The sequence below is a fragment of the Ancylobacter pratisalsi genome (assembly GCF_010669125.1).
GTDB classification, from domain to species: domain Bacteria; phylum Pseudomonadota; class Alphaproteobacteria; order Rhizobiales; family Xanthobacteraceae; genus Ancylobacter; species Ancylobacter pratisalsi.
This window is the reverse complement of record NZ_CP048630.1, coordinates 4,265,751-4,282,803: the sequence shown is the minus strand read 5'-3', so window position 1 is coordinate 4,282,803 and position 17,053 is coordinate 4,265,751. Positions and strand designations below refer to the sequence as shown.

General features: G+C 65.4%; 15 protein-coding genes. 2 read left to right on the top strand and 13 right to left on the bottom strand.

Going from position 1 to position 17,053, the window contains the following annotated elements; translation table 11 throughout:
• Nucleotide 1: 1 nt before the first annotated feature.
• The 9 genes from hfq to dusB form a co-directional block, all read right to left on the bottom strand.
• A complete protein-coding gene (gene hfq, locus G3A50_RS19935; protein ID WP_163076866.1) occupies nucleotides 2–253 on the bottom strand; it encodes an RNA chaperone Hfq in 252 nt (83 codons plus the stop codon).
• A gap of 166 nt (nucleotides 254–419) precedes the next feature.
• The gene (locus G3A50_RS19930; protein WP_163076865.1) at nucleotides 420–1,277 is read right to left on the bottom strand and encodes a D-amino-acid transaminase; all 858 of its coding nucleotides are present in this window, start codon (nucleotides 1,275–1,277) and stop codon (nucleotides 420–422) included.
• 13 nt (nucleotides 1,278–1,290) lie between these two features.
• Nucleotides 1,291–2,739 (bottom strand): TrkH family potassium uptake protein, encoded by a 1,449-nt coding sequence (locus G3A50_RS19925; protein WP_163076864.1) that lies wholly within the window; start codon nucleotides 2,737–2,739, stop codon nucleotides 1,291–1,293.
• 10 nt (nucleotides 2,740–2,749) lie between these two features.
• Nucleotides 2,750–4,126: a Trk system potassium transporter TrkA gene (trkA, locus tag G3A50_RS19920; protein WP_163076863.1), complete on the bottom strand. Its 1,377-nt coding sequence runs from the start codon at nucleotides 4,124–4,126 to the stop codon at nucleotides 2,750–2,752.
• Between the two features lie 203 nt (nucleotides 4,127–4,329).
• The gene (ntrX, locus tag G3A50_RS19915) at nucleotides 4,330–5,697 is read right to left on the bottom strand and encodes a nitrogen assimilation response regulator NtrX (RefSeq protein WP_163076862.1); all 1,368 of its coding nucleotides are present in this window, start codon (nucleotides 5,695–5,697) and stop codon (nucleotides 4,330–4,332) included.
• 14 nt (nucleotides 5,698–5,711) lie between these two features.
• Complete coding sequence (locus tag G3A50_RS19910) at nucleotides 5,712–7,979, bottom strand: sensor histidine kinase NtrY-like (RefSeq protein WP_163076861.1); 2,268 nt, start codon at nucleotides 7,977–7,979, stop codon at nucleotides 5,712–5,714.
• 119 nt (nucleotides 7,980–8,098) lie between these two features.
• Nucleotides 8,099–9,544 carry a nitrogen regulation protein NR(I) gene (gene ntrC, locus G3A50_RS19905; protein ID WP_163076860.1) on the bottom strand — a complete coding sequence of 482 codons (1,446 nt, stop codon included), beginning with the start codon at nucleotides 9,542–9,544 and terminating at the stop codon, nucleotides 8,099–8,101.
• A 7-nt stretch (nucleotides 9,545–9,551) separates the two neighbouring features.
• Nucleotides 9,552–10,676 (bottom strand): two-component system sensor histidine kinase NtrB, encoded by a 1,125-nt coding sequence (locus G3A50_RS19900; RefSeq protein ID WP_163076859.1) that lies wholly within the window; start codon nucleotides 10,674–10,676, stop codon nucleotides 9,552–9,554.
• On the bottom strand, nucleotides 10,673–11,719 hold the full coding sequence (dusB, locus tag G3A50_RS19895; RefSeq protein ID WP_425483423.1) for a tRNA dihydrouridine synthase DusB: 1,047 nt from the start codon (nucleotides 11,717–11,719) through the stop codon (nucleotides 10,673–10,675). Before dusB ends, G3A50_RS19900 begins: the two co-directional genes overlap by 4 nt.
• A gap of 200 nt (nucleotides 11,720–11,919) precedes the next feature.
• Between dusB and G3A50_RS19890 the strand changes: the two genes are divergently transcribed.
• Nucleotides 11,920–13,086, top strand: coding sequence for a bifunctional 2-C-methyl-D-erythritol 4-phosphate cytidylyltransferase/2-C-methyl-D-erythritol 2,4-cyclodiphosphate synthase (locus tag G3A50_RS19890; RefSeq protein WP_163076857.1), 1,167 nt, complete (start codon nucleotides 11,920–11,922; stop codon nucleotides 13,084–13,086).
• A 30-nt stretch (nucleotides 13,087–13,116) separates the two neighbouring features.
• Entirely contained in the window at nucleotides 13,117–13,641 is a 525-nt protein-coding gene (locus G3A50_RS19885) for a CinA family protein (protein ID WP_163076856.1), read from the top strand.
• Here the strand turns inward: G3A50_RS19885 and G3A50_RS19880 are convergent.
• From G3A50_RS19880 to lpdA, 4 genes are all read right to left on the bottom strand, one after another.
• The gene (locus G3A50_RS19880; protein WP_163076855.1) at nucleotides 13,620–14,090 is read right to left on the bottom strand and encodes a type II toxin-antitoxin system RatA family toxin; all 471 of its coding nucleotides are present in this window, start codon (nucleotides 14,088–14,090) and stop codon (nucleotides 13,620–13,622) included. The two genes, G3A50_RS19885 and G3A50_RS19880, sit on opposite strands and share 22 nt — an antisense overlap.
• Nucleotides 14,091–14,093: 3 nt before the next feature.
• Complete coding sequence (lipA, locus tag G3A50_RS19875; RefSeq protein WP_163076854.1) at nucleotides 14,094–15,113, bottom strand: lipoyl synthase; 1,020 nt, start codon at nucleotides 15,111–15,113, stop codon at nucleotides 14,094–14,096.
• 166 nt (nucleotides 15,114–15,279) lie between these two features.
• Nucleotides 15,280–15,558, bottom strand: coding sequence for a GlsB/YeaQ/YmgE family stress response membrane protein (locus tag G3A50_RS19870; protein ID WP_163076853.1), 279 nt, complete (start codon nucleotides 15,556–15,558; stop codon nucleotides 15,280–15,282).
• Between the two features lie 51 nt (nucleotides 15,559–15,609).
• Nucleotides 15,610–17,028, bottom strand: coding sequence for a dihydrolipoyl dehydrogenase (gene lpdA, locus G3A50_RS19865; protein WP_163076852.1), 1,419 nt, complete (start codon nucleotides 17,026–17,028; stop codon nucleotides 15,610–15,612).
• Between the last annotated feature and the right edge of the window lie 25 nt (nucleotides 17,029–17,053).

The window sequence follows — 17,053 nt, the reverse complement described above, 5'->3', positions numbered from 1 at the left end:
GTCAGGCCTTCTCCGCCGTCTCGTCCGGCTCGAAGAGCTGCACGGGATGGCCGGGCATGATGGTCGAGATCGCATGCTTGTAGACGAGCTGGGAATGCCCGTCGCGACGCAGCAGGACGCAGAAATTGTCGAACCAGGTTACGACACCCTGGAGTTTGACACCGTTGACGAGGAAGATCGTGAGCGGCGTCTTGTTCTTGCGGACGTGGTTGAGGAAGGTGTCCTGCAGATTCTGGGAACGTTCCGCGGCCATGTTTTTTTGATCCGTTTGTTTGTTGTTGCTCGTAGGTCGGCGCGGCCGTCTTCACCGTGGCGCGGCCCGTCCGGGGCCCACCAGCGATGAACACGTGCGTTGCAAGCATCGCACACCGTGACTATCGCGCAAGATGCTTTCGCAGAAGGCCCGCCGGCCCGCATCACTAGGTGATTTCAGCGCTCTCGTGGAAGTGCTCGCGCAGGGCGCGTGCCACGCGTCCGGGCCGGCCCTCGCCCACTGGATGCCCGTCGATTCGCACCACCGGCATGGCGAAGTTGGTGGCGGAGGTCACGAAGGCCTCCCGTGCGGCCAGCGCCTCGGCCACGGTGAACGCCCGTTCCTCTACCCGCAGCTGCAGCTTTTCCGCCACCTCCATCATCACCGTGCGGGTGATGCCGCGCAGAATCGCGGTGTCGGCCTGACGCGTCACCAGCTTGCCCTCCGCCGTCACGATCCAGGCATTGGTCGAGCCGCCTTCCGTTACCCGGCCCTGCCCGTCGACGAACCAGGCCTCGCGCGCCCCCGCCGCCTTGGCGGCTTCCTTGGCCAGCACGTTGGGCAGCAGCCCGATGGTCTTGATGTCCACCCGCTCCCAGCGGTTGTCCGGCGCCGTGATGACGGCGATTCCCTTAAGCGCCAGCGCATCGGCCTTGCGCGGATCGACCGATCGCGCCGTGACGACGATGGAGGGGGGGGTCGAGGGATCCGGGAAGAAATGGTCGCGCCGGGCCACGCCGCGCGTGACCTGCACATAGACGAAGCCGTCGCGCACCCGGTTGCGCCGGACGGTCTCGCGTATCACCACGTCCAGCGCCGCCATCGGCATCGGCATCGCGATCCGGATCTCGCCGAGCGAACGGACGAGGCGCTCCATGTGGCGGCGCTGGTCCACCATGCGCCCGCCGCTGACCTCGCAGACCTCATAGACGCCGTCGGCGAACTGGTAGCCCCGGTCCTCGATATGTACCGCCGCCTGTTCGTGCGGCACGTATTGCCCGTTCACATAGGCGATGCGCGACATGTTTTTCCCCAGCTTAACGGCGCCAAAGCGTGAAATTGGCCAACCCGAGCACGACGAGAATCTCCAGCCGGCCGAGAATCATCGTGACGGCCAAGAGTATCTGCGCATAGGCCGGCAGCGTTCCCCATTCCGGCCAGCCGATCGCATCCGGCCACGCGGTGGCGTAGACCGGGGCGATATTGCACAACGCGGTCAGCACCGCCACGAAGGCCGCCGAAAAACTTGGCATCGCCGGTGATAGCGCGGCCGCCATCGCGGCCACCGTCGAGCACGCGATGCCGAACATGATCCAGATCGCCTTCATCATCTGAAGCGACACGCTCTGCTGGCCAAGCCGGCGCATGCGCACCGCATGGGGATGCACCAGCCGCTCAAGCTCCAGATAGCTCTGAAGCATCATGATGCCGGCCCGGTACATCTTGATCCCGCCGGCGGTCGAGAACGCGGCGCCGCCGATAAACACCAGCGACAGCACCATGGCGAGTGGCAAGGTGGCGAAGGCGTTGCCATAGGGCTGCGCGCCCGTCGTGGTCACCAGCGACACGGCGGTGAACAGCCCGTCCGTCACCGCGAGAGGCAGGGAAAGCTGGCCGATCGGCGTGTTGTAATGAATGGCCGCCGTCAGAATGCCGACGATCAGGCACACCGCGATCAAGGCGATGTTCTCCTGCTGCCCCATGGCGAGCCGGAAACGCCGTGTCAGCAGAAGCCGATGCCACAGCACGCTGGTGCCGCCCACCAGCATGAACACCATCATCACGACCTTGACCGAGAAATGCCCATAGGCGGGTATGCCGTCGGCATCCGGCAGCAGCCCGCCGGTGGAGAGCGCCGCCCCCGCGAGGCCCAGCGCATCGAACCCACGCACGCCGACCGCGAACAGCGTCAGCGCGCAGGCAATCGTCGCGCCGAGATAGATCGGCAGCACCTGCCGCAGCGTGTCGTCGATATCGTGCGCCTCCGTGCCGCCGAACCGTTCGGCGCGGGAGCTTCGGTCGGGCAGCCCGCCAATGCCGGCAGGCCCGAGCACCGCCACGAACCCGACCAGCGTCAACAGCCCCCCACCCCATTGAAGCGTCAGCAGCCATGCCAGCGTCGCGCGCGGCACGTTTTCGAGTTCATGGATCTGTACCGCGCCCGTCGTGGTGAAGGCCGACACCGTCTCCAGCCAGGCCTGCACCGGGGTGAGCGACGTGGTCGCGGCCACCGGGAGCGCGGCCACCACCGGCACCCCCACCCACATCAGCACCAGAAAGCCATAGGCCGCGCGCCGGTCCATCCGGCCGCCGCGATTGCGCACGGCAAGATGCACCGCTCCCGCGCCGAACACCGTCAGCAGCGCGGTCATGATGAAGGCATCGGCCCCGGCCTCGTTGCGAAACAGCGAGACCAGCGAGACGATGACCAGGAAGAAGGCCATGACCCCGGCGGCAATGGCGCTGTGGCGGGCGACCGCGATCATCGGCGGGCTCTCAGAAGAATTCGAGGCTGACGCGGAACAGCTGCTCGACTCTCTTCACCTTACCCGCGAGAGCGAAGATCACCACCCGGTCGCGCGCCTGAATCACCATGTCGCCGCGCGGCAGCAGCACGCGCTGACCCCGGATCACCGCGCCAATCCGCATGCCGTCGAACAGATCGAGCTGCCTCAGCGGTTTGCCGACCAGAGGCGAGGTTTCCAGTGCCTCGGCCTCAATCACCTCGCCCTGCCCGTTCACCAGCGAATGCACCCCCCGGATGCGCCCCTTGCGCACGTGCTGGAGGATCTTGGAAACGGTGATCTGGCGCGGATTGACGTAGGCGTCGATGCCCAGCCCGCGGGCGAAGGCGGGATAGGCGGGATCGTTGAGCAGAGAGAGCATCCGCTTGGCGCCCAGCTCCCGCGACAGCAGGCAGGACAGGATGTTGACCCGGTCGTCATTGGTAACGGCGATCACCGTGTCGGCGGCGTCGACCGTCGCCTCCTCCAGGATCGTCCGGTCCAGCGCGCTGCCGCGCAGCACCACGGTTTTGGAAAGCCCCTGGGCGATTTCCTCGGACCGATTGAGGTCCGATTCGATGATTTTCACCCGCGCACGCGGGTTACGCGCCTCAAGCTCGCGGGCGACGTAGTAACCAATGTTCCCGCCGCCGCAGATCACGATCCGCTGGGCCGGCGGTTCGTCATGGCCGAAAATGGAAAGCGTGCGCGTCACCTGGTCGCTCTGGGCGACGAAATAGGCCACGTCGCCGGCGGTCAGCTGGTCCGCGCTGTGGGGCACGAACATCCGCCCCTTGCGGCTCACCGCGACCACCACGGCCTGAAGGTCGGGGAACAGGTCGGTAAGCTGGCGCAGCGGCGTGTCCAGTACCGGGCAGTCTTCCTCGCAGAGCACGCCCGCGACCACGACCTCGCCATCGGCGAAGCTCACCGTGTCGATCGCCCCCGGCAGCGAAAGGCGGCGCAGCACCGTCTCGCCGACCTCGACCTCGGGGGAGATGACGACGTCGATCGGCAGGTGATCGCGCGAAAACAGGTCGCGCCAGTGCCCCTGCAAATAGCTCTGTGCCCGCACGCGGGCGATCTTGGTCGGCACGTCGAACAGGGCATGGCCGACCTGGCAGGCCACCATGTTCACCTCGTCATGCAGCGTCACCGCGATCAGCATGTCGGCGGCCTCGATTCCCGCCCGCGCCAGCACATCCGGGTGAGAGCCATGGCCAACGAAGCCGCGCACATCCAGCGAATCGGTGATCGCCTGTATCAGTCGCGGCGACGTATCGATGATCGACACGTCGTTCTGCTCGGCGGCCAGACGTTCGGCAATGCCGAACCCCACCTGCCCGGCACCGCAAATCACGACCTTCATGCATCGCCTCGTTCGAACGCACGCCCGGCGGCACGTCCCGCCCGGCCACCATCGGCCTGCCTAGTTCGAGTCACTCTATAGCAGTTTCGCCGGCGACCGCAGACGCCTCTCGCCGATACCGTGATCTCACGTGCCGGCGACGTCGGGCCACATCGCACTCACCGTCCTCACGCCCCCCACTGGCCTCCTCACGCGCCTGATCGTCAGCCGATGCCGAGCGCCTTCAGCTTGCGATGGAGCGCCGAGCGTTCCATGCCGACAAATTCCGCGGTACGCGAGATGTTGCCGCCGAAACGGCTGATCTGGGCCACGAGATATTCACGCTCGAACACCTCGCGCGCGTCTCGCAGCGGCAGGCCCATCAAATGCTCGCCGCCATTGCCGTTGGGCAGACTCGGCACCAGAGAGCCGACATCGGGAGGGAGCATGTCGGCGGTCACCGGCGCGTCGGCATCGCCCGAGGCCAGGATCAGCAGCCGCTCGATATTGTTGCGCAACTGCCGAACATTGCCCGGCCAGTCATGCGATTGCAGAACCGCGAGCGCGTCATCCGCGACCCGGCGACGCGGCAGACCCGTTCCCTGCGAGATCTGATCGAGAAAAAACTCAACCAGTTCAGGCACATCGTCACGCCGTTCGGCCAAGGGCGGCACACGGATCGGTACCACGCCGAGCCGGTGATAAAGGTCCTCGCGGAAGCGACCCTCGGCGATCTCCTTCTCCAGATTGCGCGCGGTGGATGAAATGATCCGGACGTCCACCCCGACCCGGGTTGTCCCGCCGACGCGCAGGAAATTCTGGTCCACCAGCACGCGCAGGATGCGGTTCTGCGTCTCGCGCGGCATGTCCGCGATCTCGTCGATGAACAGCGTGCCGCCATGCGCCTCTTCAAGCGCCCCGGTCTGCCGCCCCTGCCCGCTCGCCTCATCAACGCCAAACAGTTCGACCTCCATCCGCTCGGGCGTGATGGCGGCGGCGTTGATGACCACGAACGGACCACTGGCGCGCCCCGACGCGGCGTGGATCATGCGCGCCGTCAGTTCCTTGCCCGATCCGGAAGGCCCGACAATCATGATCCGGCTGTTGGTCGGAGCGACCCGCTCGATCGCCAGGCGCAACTGGTTCAGCACCGAAGAGCGCCCGATCAGCTGCTGGGCAATGGGAGCCCGCTGCTTGAGATCCTTCACTTCGCGCTTCAGCCGAAGCGTTTCCAGTGCACGCTCCGCGACGAGGATGAGCCGATCCGAGTTGAACGGCTTCTCGATGAAATCATAAGCGCCCTGTTTGATCGCCGCGACGGCGGTCTCAATGGTGCCGTGACCCGAAATCATCACCACGGGAACATCGGGATGATGCTTCCGGATCAGTTCAAGAAGCTGCAGCCCGTCCAGCTTGCTACGCTCGATCCAGATATCGAGGAACACGAGATGAGGGCGGCGCGCCTCGATCGCGGCCAGCGCTTCATCGCTATCTTTCGCCGTGCGGCAGCCATAGCCCTCGTCTTCGAGAATGCCGGCCACCAGCCCACGAATATCGGCCTCGTCGTCGACGATCAGAATGTCAGTCGCCATGAGTCCGTTCTCCTCTAGCCAACCAGTCTGCCGGTTGAAGTGCTGTTACCGCCAGCGGCAGAGCCGGCAGTGGCGGGACCGCCATCCCGGGCGAAGGTGAGGCGGATCCAAGCACCCTTCCCGTCCGGTGCGTCCCGAAGTTCAATGCCGCCGCCATGTTCTTCCATGATTTTGCCCACGATGGCGAGGCCGAGACCCGTGCCCTTCTCGCGCGTGGTGACATAAGGCTCCAGCAGCCTCGCCCGGTTCTCGGTGGGCAGGCCTTTGCCATTGTCGATGACATCGATCGTCACCATGCGCTCGTCGCCGGTCAGGTCCACCTTGATGCGCGCCGGCTCGACCCGTTCCTCGGGTGGCACGGCCGCGAGGGCCTCTGTGGCGTTTTTTATGATGTTCGTCAGTGCCTGCGAGATCAGACGGCGGTCGAAGCGTGCGATCACCGGCATGTCCGGCACGACGAAGTCGATCGACATCTCAGGATTGCCGACCCGCATGAGGAAAACCACCTGCCGCGTGGTCTCGGCAACGTCCTGGGCCTCGACAACGGGCTTGGGCATCCGCGCGAAGGACGAGAACTCGTCCACCATCCGCCCAATGTCGCCGACCTGACGAATGATGGTGTCCGTGCACTGATCAAAGACCTCGCGGTCTTCCCCGATCACCTTGCCGTAGCGACGGCGAAGCCGCTCGGCGGAAAGCTGGATCGGCGTGAGCGGATTCTTGATTTCATGCGCGATGCGCCGGGCGACATCCGCCCAGGCCGACGTGCGCTGAGCCACGACAAGTTCGGTGATGTCGTCGAGCGTAACCACCCAGCCGTGGTCCGCTTCCCGCGACTGCTCCGTGGTGACGCGCACCGCGATAACCCGGTCACGTCCGTTGCGGGTGACCGTCACATTGCCCTGAACGCTGCGCTGATCGGCCTGCATCGCCTCGGCAAGCAAGGCCGAAATCTCGGGAATGACCGCGCCGAGCTCGGTCCCGAGCACATCACCTTCAGCTATGCCCAGCAGCCGTTCGGCAGGCCGATTGATGATCGAGATGCGCCCGGTCGAATCGACGCCGATAACGCCCGCTCCGACGCCTGAGAGCACCGCTTCGGTGAAACGGCGGCGGGTGTCGATCTGATCGCGCGCCTGCACCAGGTCGTCACGCTGGGTGCGAAGTTCCTGGGTCATCTTGTTGAAGGTTTCGGCAAGGCTCGAAAGATCGCCTTCCGCGCGGCGTACAGGCACTTCGACATAGAGATTTCCCGCCGCCACAAGATCGGCGGCCCCGATCAGCCGCCGGATGGGTGCCACGAGACGATTGGCGAAATGGATGCCGAGCCAGACCGCGCACAACAGCACGGTGAGCGAAATCACAGCGTAGAGCAGAGCGAACGCCACCTGCACGCCAACACGCTGCTGCTCCAGACTGCTGTAGTCCGCGACAGCCGCCTGCGTTTCTTTCAGATACTCGATCACGCGCGGATCGATCGGGCGCGCCACATAGAGAAACAGGTCGCCGAAATCCTTCAGCGGAATCACGGCGCCGACAAAGTCCGCGTCGTTCGGCAGATAGATGAGCGGTTGCTCCTCGGTCGCGTCCTTGAGCTGCAGATTCTGCGGCACGACGAATTCACGTCCGACGCGGATCGTCGCCCGATCGACGATTGTCAGGTCACGCTGGATGATCATGGCGGCCGGTAGGCCGCGAACGACGGCCTGGGCCGTCAGCGCCTGGCGGAATCGGCTGCGATCCTGGTCCCACAGTGGGCGAATGCGCTGCAGGTCGCGCGCCATGCCCATGATATCGCCGCGGATCGAATAGGCATGCTCACGGACATAGGTCTGAGCAACCGACACCGCGTTGTCGACGATCGCCCGCGTGCGCACCGAGAACCAGCGGTCGAGACCACGATCGAGCGTTATGCTGGCAAGCAGCGCAACCAGCAGCGCCGGCACCACGGCAACGATGCCAAAAAGCCCGACGATCCGCACATGGAGGCGAGCCGCCGCCCTCCCCCGTCGTCGCGCCTTCACGATGCGCCAGATCTCGCGGCCGATGATGCCGACGAGAACCAGCGACATCACCCCGTTGATCGCAAGGACGATGACGACCACGTCCTGGGAGGGCACCAGGGGCGTCAGCCCGATGAGGATGATAAAGCTCGCCAGCGCGATAAGCAGCGCAAGAAGAACGGCAAGAGGCGCCAGTCCCCACAGCGAGAACCGGAATCCGAGCGCAGCGAAATCGGGACCGTCGTGACGGTCGGTATCGCGGTTGGCCGAATCGCTCATTGATCACCCGAAGGGCCGCAGAGTCGGCCCGCACGAGTGATGCAGTGAGACGACACTGGTGCAAAAATGTGACATTGGCCGCCACATCCCGGATTTATTCACCGGAAGGTGGCGCCAAGTCACCTGCTGGTGCGGATTATCTGGATATCAAGGTCGCGGATTTTTTTCCGCAACGTGTTCCGGTTGAGCCCGAGAAGCTCCGCCGCCTTGATCTGATTCCCGCGTGTCGCCGCCAGCGCAGCGGAGAGCAATGGATACTCCACGTCCTTCAGAATGCGATGATAGAGGCCGGGCGGCGGCAGGTTCTCTCCGAAACCGCCGAAATAGGCGTTCAGGTGCCGCTCCACGGAAGAGGACAGCGTCTCGTCCTGCCCGCCTTCCTCCGGCGAGGAGGTCGAGATCGGCGTCGAGAGTTCCGCCTCGATGATGGATGCGGTGATGATGTCCTGCGGATACAGGGCGGCGAGGCGGCGGATCAGGTTTTCCAGCTCGCGCACATTGCCCGGCCAGCGATAGCGTTTGAGCCGATCGAGGGCGGCCGCATCGATCTGCTTGATGGGCAGCCCTTCACGCTCGGCCTGCAGGAAGAAGTGGCGGGCTAGGTCCGGCACGTCCTCGGTGCGCTCGCGCAAGGGCGGCAGGCGCAGCGGAACCACGTTGAGGCGGAAGAACAGATCCTCGCGGAACAGCCCCTGCTGGATCAGGATGCGCAGGTCCTTGTTGGTGGCCGCAACGATGCGCACGTCGGTCTTGATCGCGGTACGCCCGCCGACGGTGGTGTATTCGCCCTGCTGAAGCACGCGCAGCAGGCGCGTCTGCGCCTCCATCGGCATGTCGCCGATCTCGTCGAGGAACAGCGTGCCGCCTTCGGCCTGTTCAAAGCGGCCGGCGGAGCGCGCATTGGCGCCGGTGAACGCACCCTTCTCATGCCCGAACAGTTCGGATTCGATGAGATCGCGCGGGATCGCCGCCATGTTGATGGCGACGAACGGGCCGTTGCGGCGCTTGCCATAGTCGTGAAGCGCCTTTGCCACCAGCTCCTTGCCGGTGCCGCTCTCTCCCGCAATCATCACCGTGAGATCGGTCTGCATCAGCCGTGCGAGGACGCGGTAGATGTCCTGCATCGCCGGCGAGCGACCCACCAGCGGGATATTGTCGACGTCCTCGCCACCCGCCCGCAGCGCCGCCTCGGGCTTTTTCGGCTCGGACAGAGCGCGCCCGACGATAGCGATGAGTTCCTTCAGATCGAAGGGTTTTGGAAGATACTCGTAGGCCCCCTTCTCCGAGGCACGGATTGCCGTCATGAAGGTGTTCTGCGCGCTCATAACGATGACCGGCAGATCCGGCCGCACCTTCTTGATGCGCGGCAGAAGATCGAAGGCGTTCTCGTCCGGCATCACCACGTCGGTGATGACGAGATCGCCGTCGCCCTGGCTCACCCACCGCCAGAGCGTCGCGGCATTGCCGCAGGAGCGCACCTCGTAGCCCGCTCGCGATAGAGCCTGATTGAGCACGGTGCGGATGGCGGCATCGTCATCGGCAACCAGGATACTTCCTGTCGGCATGGCGCTCTCAACTCTTTTCGTTATCACGGCCACCGCGATACATGGGCATGAGGACCCTGAACGTGGTTCGACGCGGCTGGCTGTCACACTCGATGATCCCACCGTGATCGCCGACCATCTTGGCCACCAGCGCAAGGCCAAGGCCGGTTCCCGTGGGCTTCGTTGTCACGAAGGGATCGAAAAGATGGGGCATCAGGTCTTCCGGCACGCCGGGGCCGTTGTCCTTGACGCAGAATTCGAGGGGAAGGCTCACCCGGGCCGGCGCGCCCGGCACCATCAGCCTTACGCCCGGCCGGAACGCGGTAGTGAGCTGGATCTCGGCATCGGGCACGTCGCCCACCGCCTCGGCAGCGTTCTTCACCAGATTCAGGAAAACCTGGATCAGCTGGTCGCGATTGGCCAGCACTGGAGGCAGCGAGGGATCGTACTCCTCGACGAAGCGGATGTTGCGGGCAAATCCGGACGACGCCAGCGTACGCACGTGCTCCAGCACGGCGTGAATGTTCACGGGCTCACGCTCGATCGGGCGCTCGTCCGAGAACACTTCCATCCGGTCGACCAGCTTGACGATACGGTCGGCTTCTTCGGTGATGAGACGCGTCAGCGAACGGTCATCGTCGCTGGCCGCGATCTCCAGCAGCTGCGCCGCGCCGCGTATGCCCGAGAGCGGATTCTTGATTTCGTGGGCCAGCATGGCCGCAAGAGCCGTTACCGAGCGCGCCGCGCCGCGATGGGTGAGCTGCCTGTCCATCTTGTCGGCGATGGTCCGCTCCTGCAGCATGATCACCACATGGCCCGGCACCTCGGAGAGCGGGGCAACATGAATGTCGACGATGCGCTCTCCACCATTGCGCGGCGTGCCAAGATCGACACGGTATTCGTTCACCGCCGCCCCACGCGTGCGCACCTGCTCGACCAGTGACAGGATCGGGCTACCGAACGGGACGAACTCCTGCAGGCGATGGCGCTGGAGAACCGCCAGCGAGGCCTCGAAGAAGGCTTCCGCGGCGACGTTTGCGTCGACCATGCGATCGTCTTCCGCGACGGTGATCACCGGGTGCGGAAGCGCGTTCATCACCGCTTCAGCGGTGGGGACAAGGGGGGCGGGGCGTTCCGAAGAAGCCGACTTCATGCCGCTGCACTCCAAGCGAGGGCGTCACAAGCGAGGTCGTCAAAGGCGTCGACAATGCCCCCGACCACGCGTTCGGGCGCATCGAGCGTCAGCAGACGCTGACGCCAGGCGTTGGCGGATTCCACCGTAAGTCCAACGGAAACCGCAGCGGCGGCAAGGGCCCAGCCAATATGCTTGCGTGCGCACCGCACGCCCAGCTCGCGTCCGTAATGACTGAGCCATCCGTCATAAAGTTCCAGCAGCACGCGGCATTGCTCGTCCAGCGGCGGCGCATCCGGCACCTGCCCATGCCTCAACCGCGCGGCCACCTGGCCGGGAAACCACGGACGTCCCTGGGCTCCGCGCCCGATCATCACCCCTGCAGCGCCTGAAACCGCGAGCATGGCGGGGGCGTCATCGGCCCGGACAAGATCGCCATTGGCGAGCACGGGAATCGAGACAGCCTCACTCGCCTGCCGAATGGCCGTCCAATCCGCCTTGCCGTTATAGAACTGGCATCTTGTGCGGCCATGTATCGTGATCATTTGGACCCCGATCGCCTCGGCACGACGAGCCAGTTCCGGCGCAACGGTCGCGGCATCGTCCCAACCCAGCCGCGTCTTCAGCGTCACGGGAACTTTCACCGCGCCGACAACCGCCTCGATGATCCTCTGGGCGAGATCTAGGTCGCGCAGCAAGGCCGACCCCGCGAGCCCGGTCGTGACGCGCTTGGCCGGGCATCCCATGTTGATGTCGATGATGGCCGCACCCGCCGCTTCAGCGATTCGCGCCGCGCGGGCCATCGAGGCTGGCTCGTTGCCGGCCAGCTGGATCGCGTGGATCGCGACCCCTTCGCCTTCCGCACGAAGCACGGTCTCCTCGTGGCCATCCTCCAGCGCCTGGGAGGCCACCATTTCGGAGACAACCAGTCCCGCCCCATAGCGCAACGCCATACGCCGCAAGGGCGCGTCGGTTATGCCTGCCATGGGAGCAAGCACAACATTATTGGGCACCGGAACGGAGCCGATGCGCAGATTGGCTATCGCAGAAGCAGAAGAGATCAAGCCGTGGTCACTCGATGCACACGAAATGGGCCTGTAAGGCATTGCCTACATAATAGCCACGGCGCGCCCATCATCAACCCTTGTGACGACGATACGTCAAAACTTTTGTAAACATGGCTCGCTTTTGCGCTAAACGGGCCGACAGGACAAGTCGCGCTTGATGAAGCGACGATCAACGGACCAAGGCGGAACGGGCTGAAATGCGGACGGACGTGATCGTGGTCGCGGCAGGAAGCGGCCAAAGAGCGGGCGATGGCATACCCAAGCAGTTCCGTACGGTGGGCGGTCGCGCCGTGCTTCGCCGCACGCTGGAAGCGTTTCTCGGCCAGCCTGGCATTCGCCATGTGCTGCCGGTGATCCATCCTGACCATGGCGCCTGGTGCGCCGAGGTCATGGCGGGACTGGAGGGCGTGCTGCCACCGGTTTCCGGCGGCGCCACCCGGCAGGCTTCGGTACGCGCCGGCCTGGAAGCACTGGCCGCAGATCCCCCCGATGTCGTGCTGATCCACGACGCCGCCCGCCCCTTCGTCTCCGCCCGGCTCGTTGCCGACGCCATCGCGGCGGCGCGGCTGCATGGCGCCGCGGTGCCGGCGCTCGCGCTTGTCGATACCATCAAAGCACTGACAAATAACGATTTTGTCGGATCCGGACCGGACCGCAACAGCCTGCGCAGCGTGCAGACGCCGCAGAGTTTTCGCTATGACCTGATCCTCTCCGCGCACCGTGCCAGGATCGGCACGGACGACCTGACGGATGACGCGGCGGTTGCCGAGGCCGCGGGGCATCGGGTGGCGGCGTTTCCCGGCGACCCAACCAATACCAAGATCACCACCCCCGAGGATTTCGTGACTGCCGAACGCAATGCCGCCCTGGAACTCACCGACGTCCGCACCGCCACGGGCTTTGACGTTCATGCCTTCGGTCCCGGCGACCATGTCATGCTGGGCGGAATAAAAATACCTTTTGATCAAGGACTTAGCGGGCACTCTGACGCCGATGTGGTGCTCCACGCGCTGACCGATGCGCTGCTGGGAACCATCGGCAGCGGCGATATCGGCCATCATTTTCCCCCTTCCGATCCGCAATGGAAGGGCGCGGCCTCCGATGTGTTCCTCGCTCACGCCGTCGCGCTGGTGCGCAAGGCCGGGGGGCGGGTCGCGCATCTCGACGCCACGGTGGTGTGCGAGGCGCCCAAGATCGGCCCACATCGCGAGGCGATGCGCGAACGTATTGCAGCCATTGCGGAAATTTCGCTGGCGAGGGTCAGCGTCAAGGCCACGACGAGCGAGAAGCTCGGCTTTACCGGCCGCCGCGAAGGCATCGCCGCGCTGGCGAGCGCCACGGTGCGGCTGCCTTGGGTAGACTGACGCTCCACGCTGACCGATGAGGACGATGGGATGACCAGTGAGGGTGATCGGGCCGATGAGATCGATCTGCAGGCGATGCGGGTGCTCGACCTGTGCCGGGCACGCCGGCTCACCGTCGCCACGGCCGAATCATGCACCGGCGGACTGGTCGCCGGCGCGCTGACCGGCATCGCCGGATCGTCCGATGTCGTGGATCGCGGCTTCGTCACCTATTCGAACCTGGCCAAGATGGAGATGCTCGGCGTCTCCGGCGCCACGCTCGACACCCACGGTGCCGTGAGCGAGGAAACGGCGCGCGAAATGGTCGCGGGACTGCTGCGCGTTTCGCACACCTCGCTCGGGGTTTCGATCACCGGCATTGCGGGACCGGGCGGCGGGTCGGCGACCAAGCCGGTCGGCCTGGTGCATTTTGCCGCGGGGACGGCGGGGGGACGGATGATCGTGCGCCGGGAGGTTTTCGCCGGACAGGACCGCGCCGGCGTGCGCCGGCTCTCGGTGCTGACGGCCCTGGCCATGCTGTGCGAGCTGGCGGCTCAGGAACCGGTGACGCCCTGACGGCCATACACCTCGTCCGCCCGCTTCTCGAACGCTTCGGCGAAGCGGCGGAATGCGGCGTCGAACATGGCGCCCATGAGCAGGCCAAGCGTGCGTGAACGGAACTCGTAGGAGATGAAGAACTCCACGTCGCAGCTGTGCCCCTCGCCCTGCCTGAAGCTCCAGCGATTTTCCAGCCGGCTGAAGGGGCCGTCGAGATATTCCACCGTGATGCTCATGCGCGGCCGGTCGAGCGTAACCCTGCTGGTGAAGCTCTCGCGGAACATCTTGTAGGCGACGCTCATATCCGCGACGAGGATGTCGACACCCTCCCCGCTCGCCACCCGGCGGCGCACATGCAGGCTCTCGCAGAGCGGCACGAATTCCGGATAGCGCTCCACATCCGCCACCAGGTCGAACATGTCGGTCGCGGTGTGCTGCACGTGCCGCTTGTTGCGGAAAGACGGCATCGTTCAGGCGGTCGCCGGGGCGGCCGCAGCCGCGGGGGCGGGAGAGGCCGCGCCGCCGCGCGCCACGCCCAGCTTGGCCTCGCGCGCGGCACGCAGCCGGGCGAAGTCCTCCCCGGCATGATGCGAGGAGCGCGTGAGCGGGCTGGAGGAGACCATCAGGAAGCCCTTGGTGTAGGCGATGGTCTCAAAGGACGCGAATTCCTCCGGTGTCACGAAGGACATCACCGGGTGATGCTTGCGGGTCGGCTGGAGATACTGGCCGATGGTCATGAAATCGATCTCGGCCGAGCGCAGGTCGTCCATCAGCTGAAGCACCTCGTTCCGCTCCTCGCCCAGCCCGACCATGATGCCGGACTTGGTGAAGATGGACGGGTCCAGCTCCTTCACCCGCTGCAGCAGCCGCAGCGAATGGAAGTAGCGCGCGCCGGGACGCACGGTGAGATAGAGCGAGGGCACGCATTCCAGATTGTGGTTGAACACATCCGGGCGGGCCTCGACCACAACTTCCAGCGCGCCGTCCTTGCGCAGGAAATCCGGGGTCAGGATTTCGATGGTGGTCGCCGGGCTGGTCGCGCGGATGGCGCGGATGGTGCGCGCGAAGTGCTCCGCGCCGCCATCGGCAAGGTCGTCGCGGTCCACCGAGGTGATGACGACGTGTTCAAGCCCGAGCTTGGCAACCGCGTCCGCCACCTTCTGCGGTTCATCCTGATCGAGTGCGTTCGGCATGCCGGTGCGCACGTTGCAGAACGCGCAGGCGCGGGTGCAGGTGTCGCCCATGATCATGAAGGTGGCGTGCTTCTTCTGCCAGCACTCGCCGATGTTCGGGCAGCTCGCCTCCTCGCACACCGTGACGAGGCCGTTGGCGCGCACAATGGAGGCGGTCTCCGCCCAACCGGGCGTGCCGGGGGCGCGCACGCGAATCCAGTCCGGCTTCTTCAGCGCCGGCGTCTCGGCGCGCTTGGCCTTTTCAGGATGGCGCGGCTTTTCGAGAGCACGGTTCAGGGTGTTGAGAACGACGACCATTCGCTTTCCGTTGCCTTTTCGGGACCGGATGACCCACAGTTAAGCCCGGTTCCGCCGAAGCGAAAGGGCCTGACGCTCGCATCCGCCCCCTGCGGGACGCATACCGGCCCCGCGCCCCGGCGCGTGGGCACCCGCTCTATAGGCGGGCGGCCCGCCGCGGAACGCCCTAGCGTCCGCGAATCTTGCGCCACAGGAACAGGAGGATGATGGCGCCGACCGTGGCCGCGATCAGCGTGCGGAAGAAGCCGAAGATCGGGACCGCCGCCATTTCCGCCAGATATTTGCCGAGGAAGGCACCGATCAGGCCGAACAGCAGGTTGGCGAAAAGCCCATGATCGCTATCCGTCACCTTTTCCGCGATCCAGCCCGCGAGAAGGCCGATGACAATCATGGCGAACCAGCCGACGCCGGGCTGGTTCAGGGCCGAATAGGTGTCCATTTCCATGGGAAGGCTCCTGATGGCCTACATGCGTGCCGACGGGCCGCAAGGCCCGCCTCATGCGTGAATGACGCGCCCATATGCGCTGAGCACGCTCTCGTGCATCGTCTCAGAAACCGTCGGGTGCGGGAAGACGGTATTGATCAGCTCTTCCTCGGTGGTTTCGAGATTCATCGCCACCACGAAGCCCTGGATCAGCTCGGTCACTTCCGCGCCGACGAGATGGGCGCCCAGCAGCCGGCCGGTCTTGGCGTCGAAGATGGTCTTCGCCAGACCTTCCGACTCGCCCAGCGCCACGGCCTTGCCGTTGCCGATGAAGGGAAAGCGGCCGACCTTGATGTCGAAGCCCGCTTCCCTTGCCTTCTTCTCGGTGAGGCCGACGGAGGCGACCTGCGGCATGCAGTAGGTGCAGCCGGGAATCATCAGCTTGTCCATCGGGTGGGCATGAAGGCCGGCAATGCCCTCGACGCAGATCACGCCCTCATGCTCGGCCTTGTGGGCGAGCATCGGGGGGCCGGCGACATCGCCGATGGCGTAGATGCCGGGAACATTGGTCCGGCACAGCCCATCGACACTGACGCAGCCGCGATCGATCTTCACACCCAGCTTCTCGAGGCCGAGATTCTCGATGTTGCCGACCACGCCCACGGCGGCGATCAGCCGGTCGGCGGTGATGGTCTGGCTCTTGCCGTCCGCCGTCTCGATGGTGGCGGTGACGTTGTCCGCGCCCTTGACCACCTTCGACACCTTGGCGCCGGTGAGGATCTTTATGCCCTGCTTCTCGAAGCGCTTGCGGGCATGGGCGGCGATTTCCTCGTCCTCGACGGGGAGAATCTGCGGCAGAAGCTCGACGATGGTCACATCCGAGCCCATCGCCTTGTAGAACGAGGCGAATTCGACGCCGATGGCGCCCGAGCCCATGATCAGCAGCGATTTCGGCACGCTGGCCGGGGCCAGCGCCTCGAAATAGGTCCAGATCAGCTTCTTGTCGGGCTCGATGCCCGGCAGCACGCGCGGGCGGGCGCCGGTGGCGATGACCAGGTTCTTGGCGGTGTACTCGCCCGCCGCCAGCGCGCCCTTGGGCGCGCCCTCGGTGGCGGTGACCGAAACCTTGCCGGGCGCGGTGATGGTGCCCTGCCCCCAGATCACGTCCACCTTGTTCTTCTTGAGCAGAAAGGCGACGCCGTTGCTCATCTGGCTGGCGATGCCGCGCGAGCGCTTCACCACGCCGGCGATGTCGACGCCGTACTTCTCGGCGACCAGGCCGTAGTCCTTGGCGTGCTCGATATAGTGGAAGATCTCCGCCGAGCGCAGCAGCGCCTTCGCGGGGATGCAGCCCCAGTTCGGGCAGATGCCGCCCATGTACTGGCGCTCGACCACGCCGACCTTGAGGCCGAGTTGCGCGGCGCGGATGGCGCCGACATAGCCGCCGGGGCCGGAGCCGATGAAGAGAACGTCGTAGGGAGCATTCGCCATCTGGATTCTTCCGTCATGCGCGGGC